A 12,851-nucleotide genomic window follows, 5' to 3' on the forward strand; every position below is an offset into this window, starting at 1 on the left:
CGCGCTTTCCAAACTCCCGCTAGGGTGCATTCAAAGACCCAGCAGCGAGGAGAAACCATGCGCAAGGTGACGGCCGGCCTGTTCAGTTCCGTGGACGGGGTGGTTGAGGACCCGTTCCGATGGCAGTTCGACAGCTTCGACGAGGAGCTGGGGGCCGGGATGGGCGAGATGATGGGCCGGATCGACACCGGGCTCCTCGGCCGTGTCGGGTACCAGCAATGGGCAGAGTACTGGCCGAACGCCCAAGCCGACGCCGACTTCGCCGGGTTCATCAACCCACTGCCCAAGTTTGTAGCGTCCCGGACCCTGACCGGTGACCTCGGATGGCAGAACTCCCGGCTGATCGAGGGCCCGCTGGAGGACTTCGTCGCGGACCTGAAACAGGGCGCCGGCGGCGACATCGGGATCTTCAGCAGCATTTCGCTGGTCCGCCAACTGTTGTTCGCGGGCCTGCTGGACAGCCTGATGCTGATCGTCCATCCGGTGATCGCAGGCAGCGGCCGGCGGCTCTTCAGCGACGGAGATCCGCTGACCCGGCTTGAGCTGCAGTCGTCCCAGCAGACCAGCAAAGGCAACATGATTCTCAGCTACGGCCTCCGCCAGGCCTGACCGGGCCCCGTCGGCGGCTGGCCGGGGTGCCGGCCGCGTCATCGAACCGGCGGCCCCCGCGGGAAACGTAAACTTGGTAGGTGCAACTTTCCCTTTGGCTGGCCCTGGCCGGCGCCGGCGTCCTGATCAGCTTCACGCCGGGCGCGGGCGCCATCAACACCATGAGCAACTCCCTGAACTCCGGCTTCCGGCGTTCCATCTGGGGCATCCTTGGCCAGCAGGCAGCCCTGGTGGTGCACATCCTGATCGTGGCCCTCGGCGTCGGGGTGCTGGTGGCGAGCTCGCCGCTGGCCTTCAACATCATCCGGTACGCCGGAGCCGCCTACCTCGTCTACCTGGGCATCCAGCAGTTCCGGCACAAACCCGACCTGGACCAGGAGAAGGCCGACGCACTGCGCAACGAGCCGGCGCTCTCAATGTTCCGGCGCGGCTTGTGGGTCAACCTGCTCAACCCCAAGGCGATCGTCTTCTTCCTCGCCTTCATGCCGCAATTCATCCGGCCGGACCAGCCGCTCCTGCCGCAGTACCTGGTCCTGTCTGCCACTGTGATCGTGATCGACATCCTGGTCATGTGGTTCTTCTTCGCGGCGGCCGCCAAGAGCTTCCAGCGCTTCACCCACGACGCCCGCGGGCAGCGGATCCTGAACCGGACCTTCGGGGTGCTGTTCATGGCCGTCGGCGTGCTGCTGGCGCTGATCCACTAGTCCGGGCGGACACACGGGGCCGCAAGTGTACGTTCGCGCCACCCGCCCGGGCCGCTACTGTCCGTTCGCGGGCGTCAGCTTCCGCAGATCGGCTTTCCGGATCTTGCCGCTGGCGGTGCGCGGCATCTCCTCCACGAACACCACCGATTTGGGGATCTTGTACCGGGCCAGCCTGCCTTCCAGGTGGCCGCGCAGCTCCTCTTCGGTGAGCCGGGCGCCGTCGCGCAGCAGCACCACGGCTCGCGGCACCTCGCCCCACTTCTCGTCCGGCACGCCAATCACCGCGACGCTGCCGACGGCGTCGAGTTCGGCGATCACTTGTTCCACTTCGGCCGGGTAGATGTTTTCCCCGCCGGAGATGATCATGTCCTTGAGCCGGTCGGAGATGAACACGAAGCCGTCCGGGTCCTTGTAGCCCATGTCGCCGGATTTGAACCAGCCGTCAGGGGTGGACGAATCGGCCGAGGCCTCCGGCCGGTTCCAGTATTCGCGGATCACGTTGGGGCCCTTGATCTGGATTTCCCCCACGGTTCCGGGCGCGGCCGGGCCGGCGTCCGGGTCCATGGGATCGGCCACCCGGACATCCGTGAAGAAATGTGGCAGGCCGGAGGATCCGGCCTTTTCCCGGGACCGTGCGGCGGGCAGGGTGGTGGCCCCCGGGGCCGTTTCGGTCATGCCATAGCCGTTGGAGAACCGCAGGCCCCGGCGTTCGTAGGCGTCCAGGACCCGCATGGGCACCGCGGAGCCGCCGCAGGTCAGCTTGTTCAGCGAACTGAGGTCGGTCGAGTCCCAGTCCGGGTGCTCGCACAGCATCTGGTAGGTGGTGGGGACCCCGCTGATGGTGGTCGCGCGGTGCTGCTGGATCAGCGCCAGCGTCCGGCGGGGATCAAACTTGGGTTCCAGGACCACGGTGCCGCCCTTCAGCAGCGTGGGCAGGACGCCCATGTCCAGCGATGCCACGTGGAACATCGGGGAGATCATCAGCGCCACATCGGTGGAGGAGAAATCGAAATCCACCAGCACGTTGATGCAGTTCCAGGTGACGTTGCCGTGGGTCAGCAGCGCGCCCTTGGGGTTGCCCGTGGTTCCCGAGGTGTAGAGGATCATGGCGCCGTCGTCGAGGCCCACGGGCTCGTCCGGCGCGGTCGGGGAGCCGGACGCCACCACGTCTTCGAAGGACTCCACGGCGCGGGGACCGGCACCGGTACGGGGAGCGGTGCCGGTCACTGCCGTGCCGGGCGCCGGCGAGTCGTCGACGACGACGCGGGCAAGCACCGCGGTGTCGGCGGAGCCTCGCTCCGCCAGTCCGGCGAGCGTGGCCGCGTGGACCAGCAGCACGGCGCCGCTGTCCCGGAGCTGGAACTGGACCTCAGGCGGAGCCAGACGGGTGTTGAGCGGCACGAAGACCGCACCGATGAGGCCGGCGGCAAAGAGGGTCTCCAGGAAGGACGGATCGTTCTCGCCGAGGTACGCCACCCTGTCGCCCCGGCCCACCCCGCGGTCCCGGAAGGCGTTCGCGAGGCGGACGGAACGCTCCGCGAGCTGTTCGTAGCTGAGCTCCCGCGTTCCGGCGATGACGGCGGTCTTCGGACCCGACTTCGGGCTGCGCCGTTGCAGCCACGAACCGATGCCAAGATTCTCCACGGCAAATCCTTTCTAGTTAGACGGTAATGCCTGCAGGGTCGGCTAGGGCCGGACGGCTTCCAGATCGTTGTTCTTCGGTTCCCGGGTCAGCAGGATGAACACGATCGACACGACAGACATGACGGCGAGGTACCACACCACGGACGAGGTGTCCTGCCCGGAATCCTTGAAGATCTGCGCCACGATCCCCGGCGTAAAGCCCGCCCCGAGCAGGGTGGCCAGCTGGTAGCCCAGCGAGGCTCCCGTGTAGCGCGAGGTGGTGCCGAACTGTTCGGAGACGAAGGCCGCGAGCGGGCCGAACAATGTGGAGTGGATCATCAGGCCGACCGCGAATGCCACGAAGATGAGCCCGATGTTGTTCGAGGACAGCAGTTGGAACATCGGGACGAGGTACACGATGAACAGGACCAGGCCGCCGATCATCACGGGCCGCCGGCCCAGTTTGTCGGAAAGCCGGCCGCCCATGACCACAAAGATGATGGAAACGAACGAGGCCGCCGCGAACGCGTACAGCACACCCTGACGGTCGGCGCCCTTGGACACCGCATAGGTTACGGAGAACGTTGCCAGCACCACCTGCAGCGCGAATCCGGCCGCCCCGGCCAGCATCGTGAAGATGAGGGTCTTGGGCCGACGCAGGACCTGCAGCAGCGGGATCTCGCGGCGCTCGGCGGCACCCAGCTCGGCCTGCTCGGCTGCCTCCTGCTCCAGCGCGGCCTTGAAGATCGGGCTTTCCGAGACCTTGAGCCGGACAAACATGCCCACGGCCAGCAGGACGAAGGAGAGCAGGAACGGCACCCGCCAACCTCAGGCCAGGAACTGCGCGTTCGGCAGGGCGGAGAAGGCGCCCATCACGAGCGTGCCGAGCACCGCACCGGTGGGGGCCCCGGCGTTGACGAACGACGCCGCGAAGCCGCGCTTGCCGGACTCCGAGTGCTCCAACGCCATCAGGGCGGCGCCGCCCCATTCACCGCCGACGGCGATGCCCTGGAAGACGCGGAGGATCACCAGCATGACGGCTCCCCACGGACCGGCCACCGAGGCGTCCGGAACCAGCCCGATCAGCGTGGAGGCGATGCCCATCACCAGCATCGAGACGATCAGCATGCCCTTGCGCCCAAGTTTGTCACCGAAGTGGCCGAAGATCACGCCGCCCAGGGGCCGCGCGACGTAGCCCGCGGCAAAGGTGCCGTAGGCGGCGACAACGCCCACCCAGTCATCCATGCCGGAGAAAAAGACCTTGGGGAAGACCACCGCGGCCGCCGTGGCGTAGAGCAGGAAGTCGTAGTACTCAATGGTGCTGCCGAGGTAGCTCGAGGCGATGACAGTCCGGGCCTCCCGGCGGCGCGTGCCCGCGTCCATGGACTGCAGCTGCGTAATTTGGGACATCGTTGTTCCTTGGGGCAGTGGGCGGTGGGGGCTTACTTGTAGAAGCGCGCGAGGAACTCGGCGACGACGGCGGGCCGTTCCTGGCCTTCGATCTCGATGGTGTTGGAGACCTTGATCTGGGCCCCGCCCTTGACCTCGGTCACCTCGGCGATCGTGGCGCGCATCCGGATTCGCGAACCCACCTTGACCGGGGAGGTGAAGCGGACCTTGTCCAGGCCGTAGTTGACCTTGGTGGTGACGCCTTCGACGTCGAACAACTCGCCCCAGAACGGGATGATCAGCGAGAGGGTGAGGAAGCCGTGCGCGATCGGGGCGCCGAAGGGCCCGTCCTTGGCGCGCTCCGGGTCCACGTGGATCCACTGGTCATCGCCGGTGGCGTCGGCGAATTTGTTGATTTGTTCCTGGGTGATTTCGCGGTATTCGGTGGCGCCGAGGTCGGTGCCGGCGAGGGTGAGCAGTTTGTCGAAGTCGACGACGAGGTTGGGCATCTTTGGCTCCTGGTGTAGGTGGGTGGAACGACGGCGGGATCCGGCTGGGCGGACCCGCCTGAAGGATCAGTAGTCAACGAGCGGTAGGTGGTGGCTCAGCGGGTGAAGGCGCTGTGGCCGGTGAGGGCGCGGCCGATGATCAGGGCGTTGATTTCGTGCGTGCCCTCGTAGGAATAGACGGCCTCGGCGTCGGCATGGAACCGGGCGACGTCGGTCTCGAGCGTGATGCCGTTGCCGCCCACCACTTCCCGGGCGAGCGCCACGGTCTCGCGCATCAGCAGGGAGGTCTGCATCTTGGCCAGGGCCGAATCCTGGTCCCGGTAGATGCCTTTTGCCTGTTGCTCGGTCAGCCTGACCACGAGGGACAGGGCCGAGGTGACATTGCCGAGCATCCGGGCGAGCTTCTCCTGCACCAGCTGGAAGGACCCCAGCGACCGGCCGAACTGCTCCCGCTGCGTGACGTAGCGGCAGGCGGCCTCGAACGCGCCGGCGGCCATGCCGGTGGCGATCCAGGCAACGTCGGAGCGCATGGCCCGCAGCATCGCGGACACGTCGCGGAAGGAGTTGACGTTGTGCAGCCGCATCGACTCCGGGACGCGGACGTCCTCGAGGGTGATGTGCGCGTTCTGCATCATCCGCAGGGCGGTCTTGCCGTGGATCTTTTCCAGGGTCACGCCGGCGGCCCCGCGGTCCACGAGGAACGCCTTGACCTGCCCGTCGGCCTCGTCGCGGGCGAACACGGCCAGCACGTCGGCCGTGGCCGCTCCCCCGATCCAGCGCTTGGCGCCGTTGATGACCCAACCGTCGCCGTCGCGGCGGGCGCTGGTGGAAAGCCCGCCGGCGATGTCCGACCCGGATTCCGGTTCGGTCAGCGAAAAGACTCCCTTGAGCGAGAAATCGAGGACCTTGGGCATCCATTCAGCCTGCTGCTCGGCAGAGGCGCCGACCCGGATGGCGGTGCGGAACAGCCCGGCCTGGGCCGTGTAGAAGGTGGCCAGCGACGCGTCCGTGCGGGCGAGTTCGAAGATCCGGAAGCCGTGGTAGATGCCCCGGGCGGCTGTTCGTCCTGCCCCCGGGGCGCCGGTCAGTTCCGCCGGCTCCATCAGGTCCAGGTCGATCAGCGGCCGGGCGAGCTGGTCCGGAAACTCGCCGCGCTCCCAGTAGTCGGCGAGCAGCGGCCGGGCCTGCTCGTCCAGGAAGGTGCGCAGCCGGCCCAGGACGCGGCGTTCGGCGTCGGTGAGCAGGGATTCGGCGTCGTAAAAGTCGCAGACCCCGTAAAGCCGCTCCTGCGCGGCGGCGACGTCCGTGTCAACGCTCATCTCAGCCCTCCAGCCCGAGCAGGCGGACGGCGTTGTCCTTGAGGATCTTGGGGCGGACCGTGTCCTTAAGCGGCAGGTCCGCGAAGGCACCCCGCCATTTCTGCGGTGTGATCAGTGGGAAGTCGGTGCCGAACAGCACCTTGTCCTGCAGCACCGAGTTGGCCATCCGGACCAGCGACTCAGGGAAGTACTTCGGCGACCAGCCGGAAAGGTCAATGAACACGTTGGCCTTGTGGGTGGCGATCGAGTTGGCCTCGTCCTGCCACGGCACCGAGGGGTGCGCCATGATGATCTGCAGCTCCGGAAAGTCCGCGGCGACGGCGTCGAGCAGGAGCGGGTTGGAGTAGGCGAGCTTGATCCCGTACCCGCCGGGCAGTCCCGCACCCATGCCGTTCTGGCCGGTGTGGAAGATCGCCGGCAGGCCCAGTTCCTGGAGGGCTTCCCAGAGCGGATAGAACTGCTCGTTCGAGGGGTCGAAGCCCTGCAGGCTGGGGTGGAACTTGAAGCCGCGGGCGCCCAGGTCCACGGCCTGGTGCTTGGCGCCCTGGATGGCCTCGGTGCCGGTGCGCGGGTCGACGCTGCCGAACGGAATCAGCACATCGTTGTTCCGGGCAGCCCCGGCGATGAGCTCGGGGATGCTGTTGGGTTCGTGCTTGAGCTGGGTGCGGGCGTCCACCGTGAAGACGACGGCGGCCATGTTCAGTTCGCGGTAGATCTCCGCGATCCGGTCCAGTGACGGCGTCCGCTCCGTGGCTTTGAAGTACTTGGCGGAGGCCTCGGTGAGCGTCTCCGGCAGGGAGCCGTGGCCGTGGCCGTCCACCTCGAGGTGGACGTGCATATCGATCGCATCGAGCTTTGCGGCATCGATGCCGAGTTCGTAGCGTGCGGCCGTCATGTCAGCGGGCCTCTGCGGGTTCCGGCTTCAGTTCCTCGGGCAGCGGCAGGAACTCCTCCCCCACGCTCTGCAGTTTGTCGCCGAAGAGCGCGCCGAAGTTGTCGACCAGGTCCTGGTAGCCCCAGCCGCCCTCGCGGTACTCGGTGGCCGCTGCCTCGGGATGGGTCCAGAGCTGCAGGCGGTCCCCGCCGGCGCCGATGGCCTGGCCGGTAACGCCGGCGGCGGCGTCGGAGGCCAGGAACGCAACCAGCCCGGCGACGTCGTCGGCGGTGCCGAAACCGAGCTCGTGGCGGAAGAAGGACGGCATGGCCTCGCCGCGGTCGTCGGCCTCGACGGCCTTCTGGAAGTACGGGACGGTCTTGGTCATCGCCGTGGCGGCCACCGGGATCACGGCGTTGGCAGTGACCCCCGCCTTCTTCATCTCCAGCGCCCAGGTCCGGACCATGCCGACGATTCCGGCCTTGGCCGCGGCATAGTTGGTCTGGCCGAAGTTGCCGCGCTGGCCGGTCGGCGAGCCGATGGTGATGATGCGGCCGGGGATGCCGTTCTCCTTGAAGTAGCCGAACGCCTCCCGGGCGCAGGTGAAGGTGCCGCGCAGGTGTACGTTGATGACCGCGTCGAAGTCGTCGTCCGTCATCTTTAGCAGGCTCTTGTCCCGCAGGATTCCGGCGTTCGTGACCATGATGTCCAGCCGGCCGAATTCCGTCACGGCCGCCTGCACCAGCTGCTTGGCGACCTCGGAGCTGCCCACCGGGGCGACGACTGCCGCAGCCCGCCCGCCGTCGGACTCGATAATCCGGACCGCTTCTTCGGCGACGGCCGCGTCCACATCGTTGATCACGACGGCGGCGCCCTGCCGGGCCAGCTCCCGGGCGTAGGCCAGGCCCAGGCCGCGGCCGCTTCCCGTGACGATTGCTACTTTTCCTGCGAGGCTCATCGCTGCTCCTTTGCTAGCTGCCGTGTGCATCCCGCCCGGAGGCATGGGATGCTGGTCTGCATCCCATGAAAGTATGGATAATTGAAAATGTCAATGATTTATTTTGTGGACTATTGGAGCGGGCATGGCGACCGAAGTAGACGAGGCACCGGAAACCCGGCCGGCAGACAAGCTCATGGCGGCGTCGATCAGCCTGGATGCGGGCTTCCTGCTGGCGAAGCTGCATGCCGCCGGCTCCGTCCTCAACAACCGCGCGCTGGCCGCGTTCGGACTGAAGGAGCGCTCCTATTCGGTCCTGGCCCTGGCCAACAGCGAACTGGACCCCACGCAGCGCGAGATGGCGGAGTTCCTGAGCCTCGATCCCAGCCAGATCGTGGCCCTGATCGATGAGCTGGAGCAGCGCGGCCTGGTGGTCAGGGCTCCCGGCAAGCAGGACCGCCGCGCCAAGATTGTGTCCGCCACCGCGGAGGGAGCCGCCGTGTTCCGCCGGGCCGAGGCCGCCGCGCGGGTGGCGGAGGCCGAAGCCCTCGCCGACCTCAGCGATGCGGAGGTCGGCGACCTGAAGGCCCTGCTGCGCAAGGCACTTTGGAGCCGGGCCGCCTGAGGTTCGGCACAACGCCGGCCCGACCGCACTTGACGGTATGCGATAGCTATATGACACAACTTGTCATATAGCTGCCGCGGCGGGTAGCCAAGAGGCCGTCGGATCGGCCATGCTTAGTCATGACCTCAACGCCGAGCCGGTACCGGATCATCACGGTCTGCACCGGAAACATTTGCCGGTCCCCGATGGCCGAATTGATGCTGGCCGAGGCCCTGGCCGCAGCCCAGATGACCGGCGTCGACGTCGACTCGGCAGGGATCACCGCGTACGAGGTGGGCCGCCCGATTGATCCCCGCGCCGCGCGGAAGCTTTCGGCCCACAACATCTCCTCCGAGCTGCACGTCGCGCGCGAGTGGCGCAGCGAATGGTTCCAGTCCCGCGAACTGGTCCTGGCCCTGGACGTGGACCACTACGGCTGGCTCCGCCAGGCCGCCCCGGACCAGGCCTCGCTGGCGAAGATCCGGATGCTGCGCAGCTTTGATCCCGCCGTGGCGGGCAGGGATCCGCTGGACCAGGGTATCGAGGACCCCTGGTACGGCGGGCACACCGACTTTGACACCACCTGGGAGCTGATCCACGCCGCGATCCCCGGGATCCTCGAACACGTCCGCGCCGCGCGTCGGCCGGCCGGCTCAGGACGCCAGGACCGGGCGCAGCCGGACGGCACAGGACAGCGGGTACGCTCTAGTTCATGAGCCGCGCACCCGTCATCATCGCCATCGACGGACGCTCCGGCGCAGGGAAGACCACCCTGGCCATCGAGCTCGCGGCCCGGCTCCGGGAGCACCACAAGGTCTCGCTCTTCCATCTCGAGGACATCTACCCCGGCTGGAACGGCCTGGCCGCTGGCATCGACCGCTACGCCGCCACCGTGCTCGCCCCGCTGCGCCGCGGCGAACCGGCCCGCTGGGTCAGCTGGGACTGGGAACGGCACTACGACGGCGCCACCCGCGTCACCGCGCCGGCTGAAATCGTCCTGGTCGAGGGCGTGGGCGCCGCCGCCGCGGCCGCGGCACCCTTCCTCGACGCCGTGGTCTGGGCCGATTCCCCCGAGCAGGACCGCCGCACCCGGGCGCTCGCCCGCGACGGCGCAAACTACGAACCCTACTGGGAGCAGTGGGCCGGCCAGGAAGACGAGTGGCTGGCCGGCGACGACGTTCCTTCCCGCGCCGACGTGCGGGTGCTCAACCTCGCCGACGGCGCTGCTCCGGCCGAGGTGCTGCAGGCCCTCCAGTACCTTCCGGTCCTGTCCCCGGCGCTGCTTCCCGAGCTTGCGGACCGCCGCGGGTTCCAGCTGAAGACCGAGCGGATCGATGCCGCCCCGGATGCCGCCCGGCTCTTCGAAACGCTCTACGGCAGCTCGCCGAACGCGGTGTGGCTGGATTCCTCGCTCGCCGAGGGAACCGGAGAAGGCCGGCGCGGCCAAGGTCCAGGCGGCGAGGCTGCTGAACGCAGCCGCTTCAGCATCCTGGCGGACGACGGCGGCAGCCACGGCCAGTCGGTCCGGCACCGGTCCGGCCGGACCTGGGTGCGCGTGGGCAATGCCACCGTGCAGACCGAGGGAGGATTTTTCCGCTGGCTCGACGGGGTCTGGGGCCGCCGCGCCCTGGGCGCGCCGGAGGAGTACCCGTGCGAGTTCACGCTCGGCTGGCTGGGCTACCTCGGCTACGAGCTCAAGCGTGAGACGGGCGGCAGCAACGTCACCGCTGCCGCTCCGGATGCCGGCATGATATTCGCCGGCCGCGCCGTGGTCCTGGATCACCGGGAGCGCACCGTGTGGCTGCTCGCGCTCGACTCCGCGGACGCGGGGGACTGGCTCGCCGCGGCCCGCGCAGCGGTCACGGCCGCGGAAGGCGGCGGCGCCGTGCGCTCCGACGGGACCGCACCAGCCCTGGCTTTCCGCGCCAGGGACACCGAAGCGGAGTACAAGGCCAAGATCGCCGCGGCGCAGCACGAAATCACCGAGGGCAATAGCTACGAGGTCTGCCTCACCACGGCGTTGACGGCCACCGTGCCCGCCGGGGAACTCGATCCGTGGCAGGCCTATCTGGCGCTGCGCCGGCGCAACCCGGCGCCGTTTGCGAGCTTCCTGCGCCTCGCCGAACTCACCGTGGCCAGCACCTCGCCGGAGCGCTTCCTCCGGATCGACGCTGACGGCGCCATGCGGGCCGAGCCGATCAAGGGTACCCGGCGCCGGGAGAACGAGGCCGCCCGGGACGAACTGCTGCGCCGGGAGCTGGAATCCTCGCCCAAGGACCGGGCCGAAAACATCATGATTGTGGACCTGCTGCGCAACGACCTCAGCCACTTCGCGGTGCCCGGTTCCGTATCCGTCAGCCGTCTCTGCGCGGTCGAAAGCTACGCCACGGTCCACCAGATGGTCAGCACCATCGACGCACAGCTCCGTCCCGGCATGCCGCGGGCCGAGGCCGTGGCGGCCTGCTTCCCGGCCGGCTCCATGACCGGTGCGCCCAAGGTCAGCACCATGGCCATCCTGGACCGGCTCGAGGCGGCCCCGCGGGGCGTCTATTCCGGGGCGATCGGCTACTTTTCGCTCAGCGGCGCCACCGACCTCGCGGTGGCCATCCGGACCTTGGTGGTGGGCCCGGGGCCGGGCCACAGCAGCGCGGTGAGCCTCGGTGTCGGCGGCGCCATCACCGCGGATTCCTCGCCCCAGGAAGAATATGAGGAGATCCGGACCAAGGCCTTTGGCGTGCTCTCGACGCTCGGCGCCGGCTTCCCGCTGGACTAGCTGCGGTCCAGGACAACAACGGGCACGGGCCCGCTACCGCACTGTACCTACTGCAACGTGGAGGTGAGCCGGGCGACGTTGTCCACGTACTTGACTCCCATGGGCCGCTTCATCCAGTCCTCGAGCGTCAGCTCCCGCGAGATGTCCCGGTACGTGTCCTCCACGGCGCTGATCCGCCGCACGATGTCCTCGCCCAGGAGCATCACCGAGACCTCGAGGTTCAGCGAGAAGGAGCGCATGTCCATGTTGCTGGAACCCAGTACGGCCACCTCGTGGTCGATCGTAAAGTGCTTGGCGTGCAGTACGAACGGGGCCTTGTAGAGGTAGATCCGCACCCCGGCCTCCAGCAGCGCCTCGTAGTAGGACTGCTGGGCGTGATGGACCAGGAACTGGTCGCCCTTCTCCGAGACGAAGAGTTCGACGTCGACGCCGCGCTGCGCCGCCGTCGTCACCGCGTACAGCAGCGAATCGTCGGGGACAAAGTACGGGCTGCAGATGGAGATCTTGCGCTGCGCCGAGTAAATCAGCGTGTTGAAGAGGCGCAGGTTGTTTTCGGTAATGAAGCCGGGACCGCTGGGCACCACCTGGGCGGTAGTGTTGCCGGCGTGCAGTTCGGGCCGGTGCGCGAGCTGGTGCTCCAGGGATTCGTCGGTCTCGCTGAGCCAGTCGGTGGCGAAGACCACGTTGAGGGTGGTGACGATGGGCCCGCGCAGGCAGGCCATCAGCTCGACCCATTCCCGGCCGATCTTGCGGTGCCGCGGGTTGTTGTAGGAGGGCTCGATCAGGTTCTGCGAACCGGTGAAGGCGACTTCGCCGTCGATCACCATGATCTTGCGGTGGTTCCGCAGGTCCGGGCGGCGCCACTGGCCGTGCACCGGCCGCAGCGGCAGCATCGGCCGCCAGCGGATCTTGCTGGCCTTGAGCCGGGTGATGAGCTTGCTGTAGCCCTTGATCCGCAGGGTCCCAAGGTGGTCGAACAGCAGGCGGACTTCGACGCCGCGCTCGGCGGCCTCTTCCATCGCGGTCAGCAGGTCGTCCGTGATGTGGTCCGAGCTGAGGATGTAGAACTCGGCGTTGATAAAAGACTCGGCTTCGCGGACGGCGGCCGCCATCGCCTTAATTGAGTCCGGGTAGCCCGGCAGGAGCTCCACGTGGTTGCCGTCCACCATGGGCAGCGAGCCGAGAGTTTTGTTCAGTTCCGCCGCAGAGGACACCCATTGCGGGCCCTCATAGCGGCTTTCCAGCATGGCCAGTTCGGAGGTGCCTGCGCGGACGCGGGTGTTCACCGCGTCCTGCTGCGCCCGGCGTTTGCGGGAGAGCCGGAAGTTGCCGAAGAGCAGGAAGAGGATCAGGCCCACGGCCGGGACGAAGAAGATGATCAGGAGCCACGCCATGGCGGTGGTGGGACGGCGGTTCCCGGGGATGATGCCAAGGGCAAGGACGCGGATGCCGAGGTCGACGACGGTCAGGATCAGGATCATCCAGGATGGAAGCGATTCCGCCAGCGAAA

At 67.8% G+C, this 12,851-nt stretch carries 11 protein-coding genes and 1 pseudogene; 5 read left to right on the forward strand and 7 right to left on the reverse strand.

Annotated elements, in window-relative coordinates:
* Positions 1–57: 57 nt before the first annotated feature.
* Both ACUYM2_RS16955 and ACUYM2_RS16960 read left to right on the forward strand, forming a co-directional pair.
* A complete protein-coding gene (locus ACUYM2_RS16955; RefSeq protein WP_481601122.1) occupies positions 58–609 on the forward strand; it encodes a dihydrofolate reductase family protein in 552 nt (183 codons plus the stop codon).
* Positions 610–689: 80 nt separating this feature from the next.
* Positions 690–1,313 (forward strand): LysE family transporter, encoded by a 624-nt coding sequence (locus ACUYM2_RS16960; protein WP_481601123.1) that lies wholly within the window; start codon positions 690–692, stop codon positions 1,311–1,313.
* Positions 1,314–1,367: 54 nt separating this feature from the next.
* Here ACUYM2_RS16960 and ACUYM2_RS16965 read toward each other — a convergent pair whose 3' ends face one another.
* The 6 genes and pseudogenes from ACUYM2_RS16965 to ACUYM2_RS16990 all read right to left on the reverse strand — a co-directional run bounded on the left by ACUYM2_RS16965 (position 1,368) and on the right by ACUYM2_RS16990 (position 7,985).
* Entirely contained in the window at positions 1,368–2,957 is a 1,590-nt protein-coding gene (locus ACUYM2_RS16965; RefSeq protein ID WP_481601124.1) for an acyl-CoA synthetase, read from the reverse strand.
* A gap of 42 nt (positions 2,958–2,999) precedes the next feature.
* Positions 3,000–4,346 (reverse strand): annotated as a pseudogene (locus ACUYM2_RS16970) (MFS transporter).
* 32 nt (positions 4,347–4,378) lie between these two features.
* Positions 4,379–4,834 carry a MaoC family dehydratase gene (locus ACUYM2_RS16975; protein ID WP_481601125.1) on the reverse strand — a complete coding sequence of 152 codons (456 nt, stop codon included), beginning with the start codon at positions 4,832–4,834 and terminating at the stop codon, positions 4,379–4,381.
* Between the two features lie 95 nt (positions 4,835–4,929).
* Positions 4,930–6,153: an acyl-CoA dehydrogenase family protein gene (locus ACUYM2_RS16980; RefSeq protein ID WP_481601126.1), complete on the reverse strand. Its 1,224-nt coding sequence runs from the start codon at positions 6,151–6,153 to the stop codon at positions 4,930–4,932.
* A 1-nt stretch (position 6,154) separates the two neighbouring features.
* Entirely contained in the window at positions 6,155–7,048 is an 894-nt protein-coding gene (locus ACUYM2_RS16985; protein ID WP_481601127.1) for an amidohydrolase family protein, read from the reverse strand.
* 1 nt (position 7,049) lies between these two features.
* Positions 7,050–7,985 carry an SDR family NAD(P)-dependent oxidoreductase gene (locus ACUYM2_RS16990; protein ID WP_481601128.1) on the reverse strand — a complete coding sequence of 312 codons (936 nt, stop codon included), beginning with the start codon at positions 7,983–7,985 and terminating at the stop codon, positions 7,050–7,052.
* Between the two features lie 124 nt (positions 7,986–8,109).
* Here ACUYM2_RS16990 and ACUYM2_RS16995 point away from each other — a divergent pair, with 124 nt between their 5' ends.
* The 3 genes from ACUYM2_RS16995 to pabB all read left to right on the forward strand — a co-directional run bounded on the left by ACUYM2_RS16995 (position 8,110) and on the right by pabB (position 11,341).
* On the forward strand, positions 8,110–8,589 hold the full coding sequence (locus ACUYM2_RS16995; protein WP_481601129.1) for a MarR family winged helix-turn-helix transcriptional regulator: 480 nt from the start codon (positions 8,110–8,112) through the stop codon (positions 8,587–8,589).
* 119 nt (positions 8,590–8,708) lie between these two features.
* Positions 8,709–9,284, forward strand: coding sequence for a low molecular weight protein-tyrosine-phosphatase (locus tag ACUYM2_RS17000; protein WP_481601130.1), 576 nt, complete (start codon positions 8,709–8,711; stop codon positions 9,282–9,284).
* Positions 9,281–11,341 carry an aminodeoxychorismate synthase component I gene (pabB, locus tag ACUYM2_RS17005; RefSeq protein WP_481601131.1) on the forward strand — a complete coding sequence of 687 codons (2,061 nt, stop codon included), beginning with the start codon at positions 9,281–9,283 and terminating at the stop codon, positions 11,339–11,341. Before ACUYM2_RS17000 ends, pabB begins: the two co-directional genes overlap by 4 nt.
* A 47-nt stretch (positions 11,342–11,388) precedes the next feature.
* Here the strand turns inward: pabB and cls are convergent, their stop codons facing one another.
* Positions 11,389–12,822, reverse strand: coding sequence for a cardiolipin synthase (gene cls / locus ACUYM2_RS17010; RefSeq protein WP_481601515.1), 1,434 nt, complete (start codon positions 12,820–12,822; stop codon positions 11,389–11,391).
* Positions 12,823–12,851 lie beyond the last annotated feature (29 nt).

The sequence above is a fragment of the Arthrobacter sp. SD1074B genome, assembly GCF_056780195.1.